The following is a 19,805-nucleotide window of genomic DNA, read 5'->3' on the forward strand; positions in this document are numbered from 1 at the left end:
TGGTGGTAGTGCGGCCTCCGTCCTCTACCCGGATACGGAGACGTACCCTCCTGCGACACATCGTATGAAATATCCGTTTTGCTCCCATTCGAGACGATAATGGCCGAAACTTTCCATCAAGCGATTGACCGGGAATCGACCCGGCGGCTACCTTCTGCGGCATGACTTCCGCCGACAACCGCGGGCAGGTCGCTCTCATCCTGAAGGTCGCCACCCAACTGTTCGCGGCACTGGGCTACGACGGCACCTCCACCCGGGCGATCGCCGACGCGGCGGGCCTGAACATCGCCACCGTCAACTACCACATGGGCGGCAAGCGCGAGCTCTACCTGGCCGTGATGGAGCGCGCCCACCGGGCCGAACGGATGATGCTGGAGGCGTCCCTGTCCGACCTGTCGGGCACGAACCCCGTCCTGGCGATCCACCGGGTGGTCGACGACTACCTCGACTTCAGCGTGGAGAACCCCGAGGTCCCCGCGCTGTGGATGCACCGCTGGCTGTCCGACGCCAGCGACCTGACCGAGCTGGAACAGCAGTACGTGCAGCCGCTGATGTCCGCGGTGATGGAGGCGCTGCGGCCGGTGGTCGCGGCCGGCGTGATCGACTCCTCGGCCGACGTGGAGTACGCCGTGTGGACGGTCGTCTGGTGCGTCCACGGCTTCGCCAAGGGCGGCGTGCTCGACGAGCAGGGCAACCGTCACGGCACCGATGACCGGGTCGAGTTGCGCCGCTTCCGCGCCCACCTGCACCAGCTGGTGCACCGCATGCTCCGCCTGCCGGGCGACGCCCCGTGAGCGCGGAGCGGCTCGGCAGGGGCCGCTTACTCGGCTACGGCGCGGGGTCGGTCGGCACCGGCGTGTTCTCCGCCGTCCCGGGGCTGCTCCTCCTCTACTACCTGACCGACATGCTCGGCGTGCCCGCCGCCGTGGCCGGCGCCGTGCTGGTCGTGCCGAAGATCTGGGACGTGCTGCTCAACCCGCTCGTGGGGGCCGCCAGCGACCGCGAGGCCGTGCGCACGGGGAGGCGGACCCGGCTGATGCTGGCCGGGGCGGTCGGGCTGCCCCTGGCGTTCGCGGCGATGTTCGCGGTGCCCGGCGAGGCGCCGGGAGCGGCCTGGGCGGGCGCGGCGTTCCTGCTGGCCGCGACCGCCTTCGCGTTCTTCCAGGTGCCGTACGTGGCGCTGCCCGCGGAGATGTCGGAGAGCCCGGCCGAGCGGACCCGGATCATGTCGTGGCGGGTCGTCTGCCTGACCGTCGGCATCCTGGTCGCCGGCGGGCTGGCCCCCGAGGTGGTGAGCCTGTTCGGCGGCGGCCGGCCCGGCTACGCGGCGATGGGCGTGACGATCGGCGCGGTGATGGCCGCCGCCCTGGTCGCCGCGACGCTGGCGACCCGCTGGGTGGAGTCGCGGCCCGGGCCCCAGCAGCTCGGCCCGGTCGCCGCCTTCCGCCTGGCGCGCGGCAACGTGCCGTTCTTCACGCTGCTCGCGGCGTTCGTGGCGCAGGCGCTCGGGGTGGCGGTGATGCTGGCCGGCGCTCCGTACGTGGCTGCGTACCGGCTCGGCGACTACGGCCTGACCTCGGTGATGTTCGTCTGCCTCGTCGGGCCGAGCATGCCGGCCGTACCCGTGTGGGCGCGGCTGGCCCGCGCCTACGGGATGGTGCGCTGCTACCTCGCGGGCACCCTGGGTTTCGGCCTCGTCGCGCTGGCCCTGATCCCGGCCATCGCCACCGGGTCCCTGGTCGCGACGCTGGCGCTGACCGCGCTGGCCGGGATCTGCTACGCGGCGCTCCAACTGCTGCCGCTCTCGATGCTGCCCGACACCGTGCACGCCGACACCGCGCGCACCGGCCACGCGCAGGCGGGCGCGTTCACCGGGCTGTGGACGGCGGGCGAGACGGCCGGGCTGGCGCTCGGCCCCGGCCTGTTCGCGCTGGTGCTGACACTGTCGGGGTTCGTCTCCGCGCCGGTCGAGGCGCCCGTCGAACAGCACGCGGGCGCCCTCGACGGGCTGCTCTTCGGCTTCACCGCGCTGCCCGCGGTCCTCATGCTGCTCAGCCTGCCGTTCATCGTCCGGTACGGCCGGCTGACCGGAGTACGAGTGAAGGAGAACGTGTGAATCTGCCCGAAACCGGCGCGACCGTCGAGGAGCTGCTGGCCGAGGTCGCCCGGCTCAAGGAGCACGACCTGCCCGTACGAGGCGGCCAGGTCACGGCCTACGTCTACGACACCGGGCGCGGCGAGGTGCACGAGGCGGCGGCCCGCGCCTACTTCGAGATGCTGGAGGTCAACTGCCTGGACCCGACCGCCTTCCCCAGCATCGTCGAGATGGAGAAGCAGGTCGTCGGCGCGGTGGCCGACCTGCTCGGCGGCGGCCACGGCATCTTCACCAGCGGCGGCACCGAGTCGATCATGCTGGCGGTGAAGGCGGCCCGCGACGCGGCCGGGCGCGAGCGGCCCAACCTGGTGCTGCCCGTCACCGCCCATCCCGCCTTCCACAAGGCGGCCCACTACCTCGGGGTGACCGTCCGCCCGGTGCCCGTGGACCTCGGCACCTACCGGGTGCCGGCGCTCGGGATCAAGGAGGCGATCGACGAGGACACCGTGCTGGTCGTCGCCTCCGCGCCCTCCTACCCGCAGGGAGTCGTGGACCCGATCGAGGAGGTGGCCGCCGTGGCCGCCGCCGCGAACGTGCCCTGCCACGTCGACGCGTGCGTGGGCGGCTGGCTGCTGCCGTGGCTGCGCGAGGCGGGAGCGGACGTGCCGTCGTTCGACCTGTCGGTGCCCGGTGTCACCTCGCTCTCCTGTGACCTGCACAAGTTCGGCTACGCCCCGAAGGGCGCCTCGGTGCTGCTGTTCGCCGACCCGGCGATGCGCCGCAAGGCGTACTTCGCGTCGGCCGCCTGGCCCGGTTACACGATCATCAACGCCACCGTGCAGAGCTCCAGGTCGGCCGGTCCGCTGGGCGGCGCCTGGGCCACCCTGCGCGCGCTGGGCCGGGAGGGTTACCTGGAGCTCGGCCGGTCCACGCTGCGGGCGGCCGCCCGGTTAAGGGCGGGGATCGCCGAGATCCCTGGCCTGGAAGTGCTCGGCGAGCCGGACTCGTCGCTCATCGCCTTCCGGGGCACCGACGTCGACGTGTTCACGCTGGCCGACGAGGCCCGTGCCCGGGGCTGGTTCCTGCAGCCGCAGCTGTCCTACGCCGGCATTCCCGCCAACCTGCACATCACGGTGACCGGGGTGACGCTGGCCGGGGTCGAGGCGATGCTCCAGGTGATCGCCGAGTCGGCCGAGGCGGCCCGGTCGCGCGGCCCCGCCGAGCTGCCGGAGGGCCTGGTCGACCTGATCGCCGGGCTCGACCTGGAGTCCCTGGACGACGCCACCTTCGCCGAACTGGCCGCCTCCGTCGGCGTGGACCTCCGGCCGGGCGCCGGGCAGCCGGAGATGGCCGTGGTCAACGCCGTGCTCGACGCGCTGCCGGCGGCCACCCGCGAGGCGGTGCTGGTGAGATTCCTGTCCGTGATCTACCAGTAGGCAGGCGGGCGGGCCGGCGGTCGCGACCGTGTCCTACGTGCTCGGCGGCAGCGCCGCACCCGGCGGGTCTGACTGGTGCAGGGCTCGTTCGGCGGAGTGCCCACCGGCGAGCCCAGACGGTCTTTCAGCACCGGGGCAGGCTCCATGTCGGCCCGTCAGGGCTGCCTAGCCACACCCGTTGCTCGTCGTGCGCAACGGCGAGCCCGAACGCGGACTGGGGTGGCTCGCCGGCGTCCAGCCACGTAGTAAGGGCCCGCTCGACCGCGTCCCACAGGCGGTACGGCCCGTACTGGTGGACCTCCCAGCCGCCCGAGTCGGCGGGGCAGATGTCCGCATGCGAGCCGGACTCCACGTCGTGCAGTGCCAGCATGTCTTCCACCCAAGCGTGCTGTGCCTGGGGTGCGGCGAGTTGTGCGACGAACTGGCCCGTCTGATCGGTCAGCAGCGACGGATCCACGGTGGTGTGGCTGACGTCGCCGACGCCGAGCTTCATCAGGCCCATGGGCGGTGCCGCGTGCGGCCGGGCGGGCTGGAAGTACACGACCTCCGGGAAGGTGCCGCTCGCGGTGCCGTCGTCGGCGACCTTCAGGTGTGCCAACGCGCCACCGCCGATCCAGCCCAGCATGGGCGTGGTGATCGTCCCCCCCGGGCGGACCTGCCGCAACCACCGGGGTGGGATCGTACGCACCGCGCAGGTGCCGATGAGCCGGTCGTATGGGGCGTTAGGGTCCCAGCCGTCGAGCCCGTCGCCCTGCACGAGGGTCGGCTCATACCCTGCCGCTGTGAGCGCCGTCTTCGCCCGTCCGGCAACCATCGGGTCGTACTCGATCGAGGTGACGGCACCCGCGCCGAGCCGGTGGCACATCAGCGCCGTGGAGTAGCCGGTGCCGGTGCCGATCTCCAGCACCTTGTCACCTTCGCTGATCTCGGCCGTGTCCAGCATTCGCACGACGAGGCTGGGCAGCGTAGACGACGACGTCGCCCACACGTTGGCGATCGGCTCGGTGGCGTCCTCGGCCATGACACCGGCGACCTGGGTCACCAGGCTCTGGTCGCTGTTGACGAGGGCCAGCCAATCCTCTGGGCTCATCTGCGAGCGGTGGATGGATTCCCAGCCACGCGGGCCAGCCTGGAACACGTCGTCGCCGACGAACACCTCTCGCGGCACCGCTTCCAGCGCGGCACGCCAGCACGGAAGATCGATCTCGGCGGCGAGTTCCTTCCGGAGCTTGGCTGCCAGGTCGTTCATGGGGTCCATCCTTCCAGCAGGGTGTCCGCGAGCGCCTCGGCTATCGCGTCCGCGTCGGGCAGCCAGGCCCACTGCCCGTTGGGATTGCACTCCAGGAAAATCCACTCGCCTGCGGCGGTGAGGGCAAAGTCGAAACAGCCGAAGACCATGCTGAAGCGACGCAGGTAGACGTGCATTGCGGCCTGGATCGGCGCAGGTACCTCGATCGGGCTGTGCCCGAGGCGGTCCCAGTCGCCGCGACGCCAGTCGAGTACCCCGTCCGGGGTGGTGATCTCGCTGGCGAATACGTGATCACCGACCACTGTGACTCTGGCGTCGCTGGTCTTGAGCACCTCGGCTTGGAACAGATGGGCTGTGAGCGCGAGCGACTCGTCCACGTCGGCTGGATCGACGCGCTGCGTCCAGATGGCCGCCACCTCGCCCCCCGGCGCCGCGGGCAGGCCGCGGAACGACTTGTAGACGATGGGGCCGTGCTTGGAGGCGAACTCGCGGACGGCGCCGACGTCGTTCGTGATGAGTGTGGCCGGCACCTCCATGCCGACCTGTGCGGCTATCTGGAGCTGCGCTGGTTTCACTTCGGCCCGCTCGACGGCGGACGGGTGGTTGACGTACAGGCAGTTCGGCAAGGCCGCGAGCATGCCGTCGAGCCCGTGCCGCGCCTCAGCCTTCGCGAACTCGCGCTCCTGCGGCGGCAGCTCGTGGAAGCGCCACGGCGACGGGCGGCGACAGTAGACCGCCCGCACATCCTGCAGCGCTACGTCGCGGGTCGGGGTCCGCAACAGGCCCATCCATCCAGCCTCACCGGCCCCGAGCTGCGCGTTGAACGTCAGATCAGGGCCGATGTCAGCCGGATCCACCCGGGCCACCCGCGCGCCGCGCTCGTGCAGCGCGGCGATGACGGAATTGGCGGTGACGTCATCCATGCATGTGATCACCATGACGGTGCCCGGAGAGGATCGCATGTCAGCGCTGGTCGGTGTTCGAGTCGTCCGCTACCTGGGCGGCGTTCCCCGAGCCGTCAGACGGCCGGGACATCGTGACCGTCGCGTAGGTCCCGCAGGTAATGTCGACGGCGTGGCCGCCCGCGTCACGGTAGACGGCGAGCTGGGTGCTCTCCTCGAGTTCGGCGGTGTTCCACGGCAGAGGCGTTGCCTCCTGGTGCGGCGTCATGCGGGTCATGCCCCAGGGGCGGGTGGACGGGATGGTCATCGAACCTCCTTGGTGGATGGCGGCGCTGCGGCGGGCGCCTGGGATGTGGGGATCCCGCCACCGCGCCATGGCCCCAGTCAGCGATACGCGGCCGGGGGTCTGGGTGCCGGGCCCCCGCGTCAGGCGGCACTCGGGGCCCGGCGTCGCCCGGAGGTGGCTCCGGACTCGGGCCCGGCGACTCCAGGGCCCTGGATCCGGCACGGCTCCCAGCCGGGGTAGGTCGTGCGCAATGCGGCCAACTGGCGCCCCACGAGCCGGGCGCACTCGACCTCGCCCGCGTCGGTCACGTCCATCACCGGCACCGGGCCGGCGACGGGCGGCTCGCGAGGCGTGCCTCGATGTCGGCCTGCGCGTCGAGGTGTTCGCGCAGTTGCTCGGAGGTGTCGCCGCCGACGCTGCGGGTGACCCCGTCGACGACTGGGCGTCGGTGACCTCGGCGCGGCGGATCGCGTACCAGGCGGTGGCTCGCGGTGGGCGTTCATGCCGCGCCAGACACGCCAGCCGGGGTAGTCGTCGCGGAGCTGTTCCAGCTCGTCGTCCCGGTATCCCATGCTGGCGACCGTAGGGCCGGCCGTCGCCCGGTCCCAGGGACACGATGTCGGGACTCGCCGTGCGGCCGGACGCCAACCCGGACACGACATCCGGACTGCTGGCGTCAGGGTTGGTCGAGCGTCTGCACCAGGCTGCGCAGCGTCCCCGACAGCCTGGTCTTGTGCTCCACGAGGTCGTCGACGAGCGTGCGCGCCACGCCCTGATGCCGGAACCACTCCGGCGACAGATCGCGGGCTTTCACAGTGACGTCGACCGCCTCGTCGGTGCGATGCCGCTCGAGCAGCGCGGCGCCGACGTCCAGCAGATGGCGGCCGTACTGCACGCGGTAGAGGCCATCGGCGCGGACCCGGCGGGCGGCTCGCAGCGCGGCGTCGGGACGGTGCAGCGCGGTCATGATGTGCGCCTGCTGGATCGCCACGTGCGTGGGCCCGAACGACGTCCAGTAGTCGTGGCGGTCCTCACCGACCCGGGCCGCCCCGGCGGACGCGATCCGCAGGTACTCCTGGGCGGCGTCCGCATCACCGCGGGTGCCGGACGCGACGGCTGCGTGCAGCATGAGCCCGCCCCACGCCGCCACTTGCGCGGCCGGCCCGCGCGTCATGGACGGCTCGATGTCGGCCGCCGCTTGCACGGCGAGCCGCTCGGATTCGTCCAGGCGGCCCTGGTGCAGCATCACCCAGGCATACATGCCGTAGTGGGTGGCCAACCGCCACGGGTCGTCGCCGTGGCGGGCGGCATGGATGGCCCGCTCGGCGGCTATCGCCGCGGCGTCGTCGCGGCCGGTGTGCACGAGCACCGAGGCGGCGAGCTGCCAGGCGTGCGAGAGCGGGCCGGAGGCCGCAGCCAGGGCGACGGTCTGCAGCAGGCGGCACTCGTTGATGATGCCGGGCAGGTCGGCTGCGAGGACGCCGAACTCGCCGGCGAAGTACGCGCCGTATCCGCGCTCGACGAGGAGCCAGAGGTCGTCGAGGGTGGGTGGTTCGCCGTCGTGGTCGGGGTGCAGGCCGGGCAGCAGGTCGGGGCTGATGACGGCGTCGCGGACGGTGAGCACTGCGGCGCCGGGCACGGGTTCGAGGTGTGAGTTTTTGCCCGCGATCTGGCCGGGGTCGACGTCGAGCGCGCGGGCCAGCTTCAGCATGGACGCCCAGGACATGCTCTCGCGGACGTCGCGTTCGAGCTTGCTGATCAGGTCGACGCTCACGTCTGCCCGCTCGGCGAGCTGGCCCTGGCTGAGGCCTCGCTGGAGCCGTAGCGAGCGCAGACGTTGTCCAATGGTCGTGCTAGCGTCAGTCAAGGCCCTGCACCTCCTGATGATGTCGCAATCTCAGGCTAGGCGCGGGGCCTTACGCGTTGCGAGAGGTTGGGCGGATCGGTTAGGCGACCCGCACGAGCTGGTCAACCTGATCGGGCTCCGCTCCCACCTGAGGGAGGTGGCCGAGGTGCGCGAGCGGCTGCCGCGCAGGATCGTCGAGGCGGGCGAGGCCGCCCCGGTCATCGAGCCGGTCATTGAGCTCGCCGCCGAGTCGACTGCGACGAGCGGGTGCTGCCCGACCCGGTCGTGCGGATGGGTGGCCTCACCTCCGTGAGGTTCGGCCACCAACCCGCTTCGGGTGACGGTCAGGTGCGGCGCCAGCGCGACTCGCCGAAGCAGTAGCCGGCGAAGAGCACCAGGCCGAGGGCGATCAGCACCAGCAGCCACGGCCCGACCGGGGTGTCGGCGAACGCCCGGAGCGCGTGGTCCATGCCGCCGGCCTTGTCCGGGTCGTAGGTGATCGCCGCCTGGACAACGAAGATCCCGGCCAGCCCGGCGATCGCGCCGCGGGCGATGTAGCCGGCCATGCCGAGCCGCTCCATGACCGAGCGGGCGCGCGGCGACATCTGGCCGAGGTTGAGCTCCTCAAGGAACTTCTTCTTGATCCCCGAGTGGATCCAGTAGACGCCCACGCCGAGAACGGCGAGGCCGATGGCGCCGACGATCAGCTGGCCGCCCGGCAGTTCGAGCAGCTTGGCGGTCACGTCCTGCGACTTCTCGTCGTCGGACGTGGCCTTGCCGGACAGCAGCATCGACAGCAGCGTGAAGCAGACCAGCACGTACACACCGGTCCGGACGGCCGCCTCGGCGCGGTCAGCGGTCTTGAGACCGCCGAACAGCGCCTCCGTGGCCTGCCACAGCGCCAGGGCGGCGAAGCCCACCACCATGATCCACAGAATCACCTCCCCGAACGGCAGATCCGCCACGGCGGCGATCGCGCCGCCTTTGTCGGCCTGTTCCTTGCTGCCGCCGCCGATGGCGATCTGTACCGCCAGCACCCCGATCAGCGCGTACAGCACCCCGCGGCACGCCAGGCCGACCCTGGCGAGCCGGTCCAGTGCCGGATGGTCGGCTGCCCGGCGCGCCATGGACTGCGCCTGGCGCCCCGCCTGCTCCGCAGTGCTCACCGTTCCTCCTCAAGTGTCGGTCAAGGAATGGCAAAGTGCCCTGAAACAGACGTTGTACGCCTTCGCTGACCGCATCCGGCCGCTGACCACGACGGGAACCGTCCCGGCAGCCGGCGGAAGGCGGAACGGCGGCGGGCTCGCCACCACGCGAAGGAGGGCGGTCACCGAGGTGACCGCCCTCCTCGGAGCTGGGATCAGCCGGCGGACTTCACCGCGACGCGGTCCGCCGCGGCGGCGGTGTCACGGGCCGGGATGGACCGGAGGTTGAAGGCGAACCTGGCGGTCGAGTCGGCGATCGCGTCGGCGTTGACGTCGAGCGCGGTCGCGTTGATGTTCGCGGTCGTGTCGCACGCCTGGTGGTAGCAGACGTCGTAGGCCACGCCCGCGGTCCCGCCGAACAGGGCGGCCTCCTCGGGCGTCTTGATGCCCTCGGCGCCGGTGAAGATGCCGCCGGAGGGGATGCCCACCGCGATGAACGGGCCGTAGTCGGAGCGGCCGTCGAAGTCGGTGCCGACGTGGGCCAGGCCGCGGCTGTCGAAGAAGGATTCGAGCTGCTTCTCGATCTGGGCCGATCCGGGCGGGCCGGCCGGGCTGCCGGCGCCGTCGGAGTCGTCGCCGTCGTACAGCTTGTAGGCGTAGTTGGGCGAGGCCACCATGTCGAAGTTCAGGTAGACCTTGATCCGGTCACGCTGTGCCTGGGTGAGCTCCTCGACGTACTGGTCGGAGCCGAGCAGGCCGATCTCCTCCGCGGCCCAGAAGGCGAACCGGACCTTGTTCTTGACCGGGTAGTGCTTCATCTGCAGGGCGGTCTCCAGGATGGCCGCGCTGCCGGAGCCGTTGTCGTTGATGCCGGGCCCCTCCGTGACGCTGTCGAGGTGGGCGCCCACCATCACGACCTTGCCCGGGTCGCCGCCACGGGTCTCGGCGATCACGTTGTGGTTGGTGCCGAGCTGGAGCGTGGCGTCGACCTTGAGGCGTACGGTCGTGCCCGGCGTGGCCGCCAGTTCGTTGCCCACCGCGAAGTCGGCGAAGACCATCGGCACGCCGGCCCGCCACTCGCCGATGTCCAGCGGGTAGGCGTCGGTGCGGCCCGGCTGGCCCTCGTTGAAGACGATGATGCCGGAGGCGCCGGCGAACCCGGCGTTGCGGATCTTGGCGGCGAACGCGCAGGTGCCCCGCTGGATGAGCGCGATGTTGCCTGGGACGAATCCCGCGAAGTCCGACGTCTCGCAACCACTGGTGGAGGTCGGCGTGGGTGTCGGCGGAAGGGTCAGGTCCACCCCCTGGACCTGCGCCGTCACGTCACCGGCGGGCGAGGGCTGGAAGGTGTGGAAGTCCTCGTTCGGGACGTAGGTCTTCTGTCCTGGGATCTCCAGGGTGGGCGGGTTGTTCTCGGTCCAGCCCTGGACGAAGTCGATCGCGTCGAGTGTGACCTTGTAGCCGGCCTTGCGCAGCTTGTCCGCCACGTAGTCGCGGGAAGCGTCGTAGCCGGGCGTCCCCGCCGCACGGGTGCCACCGTTGGCGTTGGCGATGGCCTGCAGGGCGTTCAGGTGCTTTGTCACGTTAGCGCCCTTGACCTGCTTCACCAGGAGCTTGGCGAAGACGTCGTCGACCGGGCCGGCGCTGGCTGGAGTGGCCAGGGCCAGGGGAAGGGCGAGTGCCGCGAGCACGGCAGTGACGCCCTTCATCAGGGAAACGCGCATGTGGATCCTCCAACGACACCAAATGCGCTGCAAGATCCCCCGAGACAGCGCCTATTGGAACTTAACCCCACAATCAAGGCCCGCCTAGGGCCCAACCTGTGAGTGGTGACCGATGGACGAATCCCGAACACCATAACGAGCCGGACATCGGTGAGAAGTTCTTCCCCTCACCGATAGATCCGGCAAACCACCCCGGAGCAGATCAGAGCCACCGCACGGTCAGCCGACCACGCGGTAGTAGGTCAGCAACCGGCCGCCGTCGAGAATGTGGAAGGCCAGCGACGGCGCGACGTCGTAGTCGATGTCCTCGGCCAGGCTCGCGCCCGACTCCCACGGCAGCTTCAGACTGGAGACCACGCCCGGAGCCGCCCGCAGCGGACGCCCGCCGAAGTCGGAGGCGACCGCCGCGTGGCAGTGGCCGCACAGGACCGCCGCGATGTTCGGATGCCGTCCGACCAGCTCGGCGAGCCGGTCGGGCTCGCGCAGGCCGATGGGGTCGATGCCCCGGTGGTGCAGCACGATCGGCTGGTGGTGGAAGGCCACGATCACCGGGACGTCGGCCGGGGTGTCGTCGAGCACGCCGGCGAGCCAGTCGAGCGTCTCGTCGGCCAGATGCCCGGCGTCCTCGCCCGGGATGGTGGAGTCGCACAGCGCGTAGACGGCCTTGGGCGTGCGGTGCACCTGGTTGATCGGGGCCGTGCTGGGCGGCTCGCCCAGCAGCACCCGGCGGAACTCCGCCCGGTCGTCGTGGTTTCCGGGGCCCATGAACGTGGGGTGGCGGAAGTCCAGCAGCTTGCGAGCCTCCTCGTACTCCGAGGCCCGGCCGTGGTCGGCGATGTCACCGGTGACCAGCACGGCGTCGAAGTCGTAGGGCAGGCCATCGAGGAACTCGGCGACCCTGCGCGTCCGCTCGATGCTGCGCGGGGTGTCGTCGAGATGTGTGTCGCTGAGATGGGCAATCACGATCATGTCTAGATTTTTTCACCACCGGATCATCCGGCCAAGGTGCGCAGCTCACGCAGGTACTCGCGCAGCGGCTTCATCCCGGCCCCGGCCCGGCGCTCGTCCACGCGGGCCTCGTCCTCGATCGGCGTCCGCGGACGCCACTCGCCCTCGGGCGTCAGCTCCCACTGCGTGCCGTAGACCTGCGGGCGGCCCTCGGCGACCCGTACCCGGTCCTCCAGGAAGGCCAGCTCGCTCGGCTCGGCGTCGCCGTCGTCCACCGCCTTCCGCATCAAAACGAGCCCCCTGCGCTGGAAGGCGAGGTCGAGATCGGAGTGCTGGACCAGGGCCCACGCCGCCTTGGCGCCGTCCTCGCCGACCAGCGACCGGCCCGGCCAGCCGTACGTGTCGAGGATCTGCTTCATGCGCAGGGTGTTGGCCTCCTCGACCCGCCGCCACTGTTCCTCGGGCGCCTCCATGGTCCTGAACGCCTGGTCGCGGTCGAGCATCCGCAACAGCTCACTCCTCAGCCCCGGCTCGCGCGGACCGGCGGCGCCGCACGCCGGGAGCATCGAGAGCGCGGCGAACACCAGGAGCCATGACACCATCGCGCGCACGTCGAGCCCTCCTGCCCGCAAACCCCACCACGACCGTAGGCGAGGGGCCGCTCCCAGGGAATGCCCAGGTTTTCTGGGTAGCCTTCATCCGCATGACCTGGCAGACAAAGCTCAACTCGGCGCTCGGCAGATACGCGGGTGTCCGTTTCGAGCGGGTCAGGAAGGCCATTCCACCGCCCGAGAGCGCGGTCAGGCCGCCCGCGGATCCCGCCACCGACAGACTTCTCACCGAGCCGGTGTTCATCCTGTCACCCGTGCGCTCCGGCTCCACCCTGCTGCGCGCGATGCTCGACGCCCACCCGCTCCTGCACGCGCCGCACGAGCTCCACGTACGCCGCCTCAGCGTCGGCTTCGGCACCTCCCTGGCCCGCAAGGCCATGGAAGCGCTCGGCCACAACCAGGCCGACCTCGAACACCTGCTGTGGGACCGCGTGCTCCATCGCGAGCTGGTACGAAGCGGCAAGCAGTACATCGTGGACAAGACCCCCGCCAACTCCTTCGCCTACCAGCGCATCGCCACCTGCTGGCCCGACGCCCGCTTCGTCTTCCTGCTGCGTCACCCCGCCTCCATCGCCACCTCCTGGTACGAGGCCAGCCCCGACAAGCGCACCCGGGCCGAGGCCGCGGCCGACGCCCTGCGCTACATGAAGGCGGTGCAGCGGGCACGCAAGGGGCTGACCGGCCTGACCGTGCGCTACGAGAGCCTGACCACCGATCCCGAGCGCGAGACGCGGGCCATCTGCGAGTTCCTCTCCATTCCGTGGGCACCCGAGATGCTCGACTACGGGCAGCCGGGCGTCATCCGCAAGGGGCTGGGCGACTGGCAGGACAAGATCCGCTCGGGCACGGTGCAGCCCGGCCGCGATCTCCCTACGCCCGAGGAGATCCCCGAGATCCTCAAGCCGATGTGCCAAAGCTGGGGTTACCTGTGAAGATCCGCTATCTGCTGTTGCACGCGTACGGACTGGGCGGCACGATCCGCACGGTGTTCAACCAGGCGGGCGCGATGGCGGAGCTCGGCCACCAGGTGGAGATCGTCAGCGTCATCCGCCGGCGCAACGCCCCGCAGTTCGGCCTCGACTCCCGGGTGAAGATCGTGACGCTGGTCGACCAGCGTGAGCGGATCCTCGCCGACTCGCTGGGCCGCAAGGTGTGGCGGCGGCTGCGGGGCAAGATGGTCCCGTGGGGCGAGTTCGCCGCCGAATACTTCACCGAGCGGGTGGAGAAGGCGGTCATCGACTACGTGTCCGGCCTCGACGACGGCATCCTGGTGACCACCCGGCCGGCCCTCAACCTGATCTCCGCCCGCCGCACTCCCAAGGGCGTCATCAGGGTGGCGCAGGACCACATGAACCTGGCCGCCTATCCCGAGCCGGTCCGCAAGGAGATCGCCCGCTACTACGGCCGCTTCGACGCCGTGGTCGTGCTCACGAAGACCAACCAGCGCGAATACCGCGCGCTGCTGCCCCGCACGCCCGTCGTGCGCATCCCCAACGCCGTCCACCTTTCGCACGAGCCGTCCCGGCAGACCGACCCGATCGTGGTGACGGCCGGGCGGCTGGTCCGGCAGAAGGGCTACGACCTGCTCATCCCCGCGTTCGCCAGGGCAGCCGAGCGGCATCCCGGCTGGCAGTTGCGCATCTTCGGCTCGGGTCCGAAGAAGGACCACCTGGCCTCGCTCATCGAGGAGCACGAGATGGGCGACCGGATCCGGCTGATGGGGCGTACCGACCGGCTGGACAAGGAGCTCGCGAACGCGTCGATCTACGCGCTGTCGTCCCGCTTCGAGGGGCTGCCGATGGTGATGATCGAGGCGATGGGTCAGGGCCTGCCGGTGGCGGCGTTCGACTGCCCGACGGGCCCGGCCGACGTCCTGACGCCCGAGGTCGACGGGCTGCTCGTGCCGCCCGAGGACGTCGACGGGCTGGCCGCGGCCCTCGACCGGCTGATGGGCGACCGCGAGCTGCGCCTGCGCATCGGCGCGGCGGCCGCGCAGACCGCCCTGAACTACGCGCCCGACGTCATCATGCCGCTTTGGGAGGACCTTTTCTCCGAGCTTCTCTCCCGGGAGCCGATCATCGACACCCACTGGACCAGTTGACCGATCACAACGCCGCCGAGCTGGCCGTATGCTCGATATGTGCACTACTCAAGCGAAGTTATCTCCATTAACGGTAGACATCTGCATTTTTGAGGTTTTAGTACACTTTTGGGGAGACTCCTCTAAGAAACGGTGACCGCGACCATATGACGGCAACGCTGATCGACCCCGAAGTGGAGACGGCGAGACTGGCGGCGGTGCGCCGTTACCGGATTCTGGACATGCCACCCGACGGCACATTCGACCGGATCGCCCTGCTCGCCGCCCGGGTCTTCGACGTGCCCATGGCCTCGGTGACGATCGTGGGCGAGGACCACGTCTGGTTCAGGGCGCACACCGGCCTGCCCGAGGGGCTCTGCCAGATCCCCCGCCACCCCGGGCTCTGCGCGTCGGTGATCCTGCAGTCCGACCCCTACAGCGTGTCCGACGCCCTGACCGACCCGCGGACCGCCGCGAACCCCCTGGTGAGCCAGCTCGGCGTGCGCTTCTACGCCGCCGCCCCGATCATCACGGCCGACGGCCACCGGCTGGGCACCGTCAACGTGCTGGGCGACCAGCCGCGCGAGACCACCTTCCAGGAGATGCGGACCCTGACCGACCTCGCCGCCGTGGTGGCCGGTGAGCTGGAGCTGCGCCTGTCGGCCATGAACACGGTCGCCCTGGAACGCAGGCTGCGCGAGCAGGCCGAGGCCGAGCGCCGACGGCTGGAGCTGCTGACCTCGACGCTGCGCAGGGTGCTGCTGCCGCCGTCGCCGCCGAAGGTGCCGGGGCTCGACATCGCCACGCTCTACCACGTGGCCTCGGCCGACCAGGTGGGCGGCGACTTCTACGACGTCTTCCGCCTGGACGAGGACCGCTGGGCGTTCTTCCTCGGCGACGTGTGCGGCAAGGGCTCCGAGGCGGCCGTGGTGACCGCCCTGGCCCGGCACACCCTGCGCGCCGCCGCCGTCTACGACGGCGACCCGCGCGCCGCGCTGGCCAACCTGAACGCGGTGCTGCTCGACGAGTATCTCGGCGCCGACCCCTGCTACTGCACGGTCGTCTACGGCGTGCTCACGCCCGGCCGCGACGGGGTCGAGGTCAGCCTGGCCGGAGGCGGTCATCCGCCCGCCCTCGCGGTGCGGTCCAGCGGCGCCGTCGACGCCCTGCACACCGAGGGCGGCATGCTGGTCGGGCTGCTGCCCGAGGCCCACTTCGCCGTCGCGAACACGCGGCTGGAGCCCGGCGACGGGCTGCTCCTCTACACCGACGGGCTCACCGAGGCTCGGACCCGAGCCGGGCACATGTACGGTGAGGACAGCCTGATGGGTCTGGCCGCCAAACTCGCCGGGCAGTCCGCCGAGGCCATGGTGGAGCAGTTCGAGGACACACTCTCGACCTTCGGCCCCGGCCTGACCGACGACACGGCCGTCCTGGCCCTGACCGTACCTCCGATCGTGAAAAGGCACTCCCGGTGACCGCACCCGTTCACATGACGCAGGTCTCGGCCGACACCGGCGCGGGAGTCTGCGTCCTGTCCCTGACCGGCGAGCTCGACTACATCAACGCCGCGGAGCTTCGCTCCGACATCGAGGGCGTGCTCGCCCCAGAGCACCGCAACCTCGTGCTGGACCTGAGCGGCCTGGAGTTCTGCGATTCCACCGGCATCCGCGTCTTCCTCATCTTCCGCAAGCTCATGCTGGAACGCGGGGGCTCGATCGCCCTGGCCGGGCTCACCTCGCGGCTCGAACGCATCTTCCGGATGACCGGTCTGTCCCAGGCGTTCCCCTTGTACCCGAGCGCCGATCAGGCCACCGCCGCCGTCGCGGAGAGCGACTGAGCCGTCCCGGCGGCTCGCCGCCAAACCGGGACCCGGTACACCGCGATCGGCGCGCCCCGAAGGGCTATCGTTCGTCCATGGCGACCTACAGTCCAACACCGTTGCCCGACGCCCGGGGCACCAGATGTCGTGGCTGACCTACGCCTGCCAGCACCTCCCGGGCGTCACGGTGATCGCTGTGGGCGGCGACCTCGACGCCACCAACGCCGACCGGCTGGAGAGCTTCATCGACGAGTCGCGCCAGCGGCCCGACGACCATCTCGTGTTCGACATGACCGAGGTGTGCTTTCTCGACAGCTCGGGGTTAAGGGTGCTGCTCAACGCCTACACCCACTGTGTCCGGCACGGCGGCAGCATTCGCCTGGCCGCGCTCCGGCCGATGCCCGCCCGGATGGTGCAGATCACCCGGATCGACGCTCACCTGCCCGTGCACGCGACGGTCGAGGAGGCCCTGACCATCGTCCTCGCTCCGCCGGCCCCCGACAACGGCGGCAGCGTCGCCTGACCGGCCCCTACGGCCACACTCCCGCTCCGGCGTGGATCTCCCCGGCCGGCTCGCCACGCGGCGCGAGCGGCGGCGTGTCCAGCCCGGCTCCGTCGTGCAGCCCCCCCATGAGCTCCTGTACGGCCTCGCCCGCCGTATGCCTCGGCGTCCACCCCAGCACGTCGCGGGCCCGGTCCATGTTCATGATCGGGATCTGCAGCACCAGCTCCAGCAACCCCGGCGCGGCGGGCAGCAGCCGCAGGTGCCAGCCCGCGGCCATCGCGCTCCTGGCCACCCAGGCGGAGACCGGCACCGTCCGGGCGCCGAGCAGCCGGGCCAGCTCGGCCGGGTCGAGCACCGGATCGGCCGCCAGGTTGAACGCCCCGCTCACCGGCCGCGTGACGGCCAGCCGGAAGGCCTCGCCCGCGTCGTCGGCGTGCAGGGCCTGCAGCCGAAGCCCCGGAATGTCGGGCACGAACGGGATCCGGCCGGGCCGGATCAGCCGCCGCGGCACGAGCGCGCCCGCGAACAGGCGGCGCTGCTCGGTCGCGGCCTCCCGCTTGAAGATGAAGCCGGGCCGCATCCGCACCACCCGGATGCCGGGATGGTCATTCTCGAAGACGTCCAGCACCCGCTCGACGTAGGCCTTCTCGCGGCCGTACGCGGCTCCCGGCCAGCCATGGGTCGGCCAGCTCTCGTCCACCGCGCGGTCCTTGGGCCCCGGCGAGTACGCGCCGACCGACGAGGCGTGCACCAGGGCGGGCACCCCCGTCTCGGCCACCGCCCGGAAGACGCGCATGCTGCCCAGCACGTTCGCCCGCCAGGTGACGGTGGCGTCCCTGGTCGGCTGGAAGAGCCAGGCGAGGTGCACCACCGCGTCGGCGCCGTCGAAGATCCGCGTCAGGTCGTCGGTGACCACGTCGGCGCGCCGCCACTCGGTACGTCCGCCGCGCCAGCTCGGCATCCGCCGGGCGACCCCCACGATGGAGGTCACCTCGCCGTCGGCCTCCAGCGCCCGCACCACACTGGTGCCGACATTCCCCGTCGCCCCCACCACGACCACTTTCATGCGTCCCCCGCTGCCCCTGCTCAGTGGCCCGAAACCGGACGTTTCGCGTGTTGTCCCGATGGCCCCGCGGCGACCGGGATCCGCGTCAGGAACCCGCCGCCTTCTCCAGCAGGGACAGGTGGTCCTCCAGAGCGGGCAGCGCGGACTTGGCCAGCGCCACGACCTCCGGCGAGGAGCCCCGGTCGATCTCCTGCTTGGTGGCGGCGATCGCGACCTTGTGCGCCGCGGTCATCTGCGTGACGAACTCGCGGTCGAACTGGGCCGACGAGGCGTTCGCCAGCTTCTTGGCCTGCGCGCGCTGGTCCTCGGACATGCCCTCCGGCAGCTTGACCCCCAGCTTGCCGGCGAGCTCCACGACCTGCTTGTCGAGCTCGCCGTGGTCCTTGACCAGCATCTCGCCGATCGACTTGACCTGCTGCGAGGTGCCCTTCTGCTCGGCCAGCCGGCCCGCCCCGATCTCGGCCAGGTTGCCCCGGTGGGTCTTCCGAAGCCACGTCTTGTCACGGTCGGAGGGCTGCACCGCGCTGGTGGCGGTCGGCGAGGAGGCCGCGAGGCCCGTGCCGGCGGTGGTGACGGAGCCTCCGCATCCTGCGGAGGCGGTGACGGCGAGGGCGGCGGCGAGCAGGCCCAGGTATGAGCGGCGCATGGACATGGGATCCCCATCGGTCTGAAGCAGGCGACGATCGACTACGACTAGGCACACTGCCTATACGCCGGGTAGTCGTCGCGTCCAGCGCTTCGGCCGCCTGCCGCATCTCTCATGGGCGGACGTTGGCGTTGGGACCGCAGAGGTTGCCCTGGTCATGGACGCCCTTGACCGCCGTTCGCACGTCTCCGGCAACGTCGGCCGGAGCCGCTTTCGTCACCCGTCCGGACGCCCGGCGCCCCGCGCCGCGTGTGCTGCTGGGACCGATCATTACTCCAGTGACGCCAGAGGCTTTACACGCTCCGTATTGAATGAGTAACTACACGTAGCGAAATCTTTGCGGGAGGAGTGGTGTGCCATGACGGTCGGCTTCACGCACAACCTTGTGGGACCACGCATCGACGATCGGCTGGGCCGGTTCCTCGAGTCGTGGCGCGCCCCGGTCAGCGACCCCGACGTGGTGGCGGCCTACCAACTGCTGACCGGCTTCATCCTCAACGGCGGCAAGCGCATCCGGCCGCAGTTGTGCTACTGGGGCTGGCGCGGGGCCGGCGGCGACGACTGCGACGAGATCATCAGCGCGGCGGCGGCGCTGGAGCTGTGCCACGCCGGGCTGCTCATCCACGACGACATCATGGACGGCAGCGACCTGCGCCGCGGCCAGGCGACCGTCCACCGCAGCCTGTCGCGACTGCACGAGGGGCCGGGCGCCGAGAGTTTCGGCCAGGCCGGCGGCATCCTGCTCGGCACTCTCAGCCTGGCCTGGTCCGACGCCCTGCTGTCGTCCTGCGGGGTGGAGCCCGGGCGGCTGCGCGCCGCCCACCACCTGTTCGACGCCATGCGCAGCGAGGTCATCAGCGGTCAATACCTCGACATGCTGGCCCAGCTCAGATCCGGCTCCACCGTACGCGAGGCGCTCACGGTCATCCGCTACAAGACGGCCAAGTACACCGTCGAGCGCCCACTGCAGATCGGCGGCGCGCTGGCCGGCGCGTCGCCCGCGCTGCTCGACTCCTACTCCCGCTTCGGCCTGCCGCTCGGCGAGGCGTTCCAGCTCCGCGACGACGTGCTGGGCACGTTCGGCTCGTCGGCCGAGACGGGCAAGTCGGCGCTCGACGACCTGCGCGAGGGCAAGCACACGGTGCTGTTCGCGCACGCCGTGCAGCGGGCGACGCCCGTCCAGCAGGCCTACCTGCGCGCCTGGCACGGCCATCCCGAGCTGACCGAGGAGCACGCCGCCGAGTTGCGTCAGATCATCCGCGTGACCGGCGCGCTGGCCGAGGTCGAGGACATGATCGACGACCGCGTCCGGATGGCCACCGACGCGCTCGCGCTCGCGCCGCTCGCCCCCGAGGCGCGCAGCGCGCTCACCGTGCTCGCCGTCCAGCTCGCCCACCGCGATCGCTAGAAGGAGCAACCTCATCGCCCGAGCGCCCCCGGCGTC

General features: G+C 70.9%; 21 protein-coding genes. 10 read left to right on the plus strand and 11 right to left on the minus strand.

From position 1 onward, the window contains the following. The first annotated feature begins 161 nt into the window (after positions 1-161). Genes AC5L3X_RS01975 through AC5L3X_RS01985 form a run of 3 tightly spaced genes read left to right on the plus strand, consistent with a single transcriptional unit; the run spans position 162 to position 3,531 of the window. Positions 162-794, plus strand: a complete 633-nt coding sequence (locus tag AC5L3X_RS01975; RefSeq protein WP_189122133.1) for a TetR/AcrR family transcriptional regulator — start codon at positions 162-164, stop codon at positions 792-794. After that, on the plus strand, positions 791-2,116 hold the full coding sequence (locus tag AC5L3X_RS01980; RefSeq protein WP_494854673.1) for an MFS transporter: 1,326 nt from the start codon (positions 791-793) through the stop codon (positions 2,114-2,116). The genes AC5L3X_RS01975 and AC5L3X_RS01980 overlap by 4 nt, the downstream gene beginning before the upstream one ends. After that, complete coding sequence (locus AC5L3X_RS01985; RefSeq protein WP_494854674.1) at positions 2,113-3,531, plus strand: pyridoxal phosphate-dependent decarboxylase family protein; 1,419 nt, start codon at positions 2,113-2,115, stop codon at positions 3,529-3,531. Before AC5L3X_RS01980 ends, AC5L3X_RS01985 begins: the two co-directional genes overlap by 4 nt. Before the next feature lie 124 nt (positions 3,532-3,655). Here AC5L3X_RS01985 and tgmC read toward each other — a convergent pair whose 3' ends face one another. The 5 genes from tgmC to AC5L3X_RS02010 all read right to left on the minus strand — a co-directional run bounded on the left by tgmC (position 3,656) and on the right by AC5L3X_RS02010 (position 7,835). Continuing rightward, on the minus strand, positions 3,656-4,780 hold the full coding sequence (gene tgmC, locus AC5L3X_RS01990) for an ATP-grasp peptide maturase system methyltransferase (RefSeq protein WP_494854675.1): 1,125 nt from the start codon (positions 4,778-4,780) through the stop codon (positions 3,656-3,658). After that, complete coding sequence (gene tgmB / locus AC5L3X_RS01995) at positions 4,777-5,742, minus strand: ATP-grasp ribosomal peptide maturase (RefSeq protein ID WP_494854676.1); 966 nt, start codon at positions 5,740-5,742, stop codon at positions 4,777-4,779. Before tgmB ends, tgmC begins: the two co-directional genes overlap by 4 nt. 1 nt (position 5,743) lies before the next feature. Beyond that, complete coding sequence (gene tgmA / locus AC5L3X_RS02000; RefSeq protein WP_494854677.1) at positions 5,744-5,989, minus strand: putative ATP-grasp-modified RiPP; 246 nt, start codon at positions 5,987-5,989, stop codon at positions 5,744-5,746. A 119-nt stretch (positions 5,990-6,108) separates the two neighbouring features. Next, entirely contained in the window at positions 6,109-6,282 is a 174-nt protein-coding gene (locus tag AC5L3X_RS02005) for a hypothetical protein (RefSeq protein ID WP_494854678.1), read from the minus strand. A gap of 362 nt (positions 6,283-6,644) precedes the next feature. Further along, a complete protein-coding gene (locus tag AC5L3X_RS02010) occupies positions 6,645-7,835 on the minus strand; it encodes a helix-turn-helix domain-containing protein (RefSeq protein WP_494854679.1) in 1,191 nt (396 codons plus the stop codon). Between the two features lie 145 nt (positions 7,836-7,980). On the opposite strand from AC5L3X_RS02010, the gene AC5L3X_RS02015 reads away from it, so the two are divergent. Beyond that, a complete protein-coding gene (locus tag AC5L3X_RS02015; RefSeq protein WP_494854680.1) occupies positions 7,981-8,127 on the plus strand; it encodes a hypothetical protein in 147 nt (48 codons plus the stop codon). Positions 8,128-8,158: 31 nt separating this feature from the next. Here the strand turns inward: AC5L3X_RS02015 and AC5L3X_RS02020 are convergent, their stop codons facing one another. The 4 genes from AC5L3X_RS02020 to AC5L3X_RS02035 all read right to left on the minus strand — a co-directional run bounded on the left by AC5L3X_RS02020 (position 8,159) and on the right by AC5L3X_RS02035 (position 12,233). Continuing rightward, the gene (locus AC5L3X_RS02020; RefSeq protein ID WP_225261995.1) at positions 8,159-8,980 is read right to left on the minus strand and encodes a DUF1206 domain-containing protein; all 822 of its coding nucleotides are present in this window, start codon (positions 8,978-8,980) and stop codon (positions 8,159-8,161) included. A 194-nt stretch (positions 8,981-9,174) separates the two neighbouring features. Next, positions 9,175-10,683 carry a M28 family metallopeptidase gene (locus AC5L3X_RS02025; protein WP_494854681.1) on the minus strand — a complete coding sequence of 503 codons (1,509 nt, stop codon included), beginning with the start codon at positions 10,681-10,683 and terminating at the stop codon, positions 9,175-9,177. A 219-nt stretch (positions 10,684-10,902) separates the two neighbouring features. Then, positions 10,903-11,652 carry a metallophosphoesterase gene (locus AC5L3X_RS02030; protein ID WP_189122136.1) on the minus strand — a complete coding sequence of 250 codons (750 nt, stop codon included), beginning with the start codon at positions 11,650-11,652 and terminating at the stop codon, positions 10,903-10,905. Between the two features lie 23 nt (positions 11,653-11,675). Continuing rightward, positions 11,676-12,233, minus strand: coding sequence for a DUF6624 domain-containing protein (locus AC5L3X_RS02035; RefSeq protein ID WP_494854954.1), 558 nt, complete (start codon positions 12,231-12,233; stop codon positions 11,676-11,678). 101 nt (positions 12,234-12,334) lie between these two features. Between AC5L3X_RS02035 and AC5L3X_RS02040 the strand changes: the two genes are divergently transcribed. The 5 genes from AC5L3X_RS02040 (at position 12,335) to AC5L3X_RS02060 (ending at position 16,667) form a co-directional block, all read left to right on the plus strand. After that, entirely contained in the window at positions 12,335-13,174 is an 840-nt protein-coding gene (locus AC5L3X_RS02040; RefSeq protein WP_494854683.1) for a sulfotransferase family protein, read from the plus strand. Further along, positions 13,171-14,343, plus strand: a complete 1,173-nt coding sequence (locus tag AC5L3X_RS02045; protein ID WP_189122138.1) for a glycosyltransferase family 4 protein — start codon at positions 13,171-13,173, stop codon at positions 14,341-14,343. Before AC5L3X_RS02040 ends, AC5L3X_RS02045 begins: the two co-directional genes overlap by 4 nt. A 146-nt stretch (positions 14,344-14,489) precedes the next feature. Further along, a complete protein-coding gene (locus tag AC5L3X_RS02050; protein ID WP_494854684.1) occupies positions 14,490-15,800 on the plus strand; it encodes a PP2C family protein-serine/threonine phosphatase in 1,311 nt (436 codons plus the stop codon). Further along, positions 15,797-16,162 carry an STAS domain-containing protein gene (locus tag AC5L3X_RS02055; protein WP_225261999.1) on the plus strand — a complete coding sequence of 122 codons (366 nt, stop codon included), beginning with the start codon at positions 15,797-15,799 and terminating at the stop codon, positions 16,160-16,162. The genes AC5L3X_RS02050 and AC5L3X_RS02055 overlap by 4 nt, the downstream gene beginning before the upstream one ends. A gap of 124 nt (positions 16,163-16,286) precedes the next feature. Beyond that, positions 16,287-16,667, plus strand: a complete 381-nt coding sequence (locus AC5L3X_RS02060) for an STAS domain-containing protein (RefSeq protein ID WP_189122140.1) — start codon at positions 16,287-16,289, stop codon at positions 16,665-16,667. 7 nt (positions 16,668-16,674) lie between these two features. On the opposite strand, the gene AC5L3X_RS02065 is transcribed toward AC5L3X_RS02060, so the two are convergent. Together AC5L3X_RS02065 and AC5L3X_RS02070 are read right to left on the minus strand one after the other, a co-directional pair. Further along, the gene (locus AC5L3X_RS02065) at positions 16,675-17,715 is read right to left on the minus strand and encodes an NAD-dependent epimerase/dehydratase family protein (protein WP_494854686.1); all 1,041 of its coding nucleotides are present in this window, start codon (positions 17,713-17,715) and stop codon (positions 16,675-16,677) included. Positions 17,716-17,800: 85 nt separating this feature from the next. After that, entirely contained in the window at positions 17,801-18,361 is a 561-nt protein-coding gene (locus AC5L3X_RS02070; protein ID WP_189122142.1) for a DUF4142 domain-containing protein, read from the minus strand. 358 nt (positions 18,362-18,719) lie between these two features. Here AC5L3X_RS02070 and AC5L3X_RS02075 point away from each other — a divergent pair, with 358 nt between their 5' ends. Then, positions 18,720-19,769 carry a polyprenyl synthetase family protein gene (locus AC5L3X_RS02075; protein ID WP_189122143.1) on the plus strand — a complete coding sequence of 350 codons (1,050 nt, stop codon included), beginning with the start codon at positions 18,720-18,722 and terminating at the stop codon, positions 19,767-19,769. Positions 19,770-19,805: the final 36 nt, after the last annotated feature.

Source organism: Nonomuraea sp. CX421, from assembly GCF_059358955.1.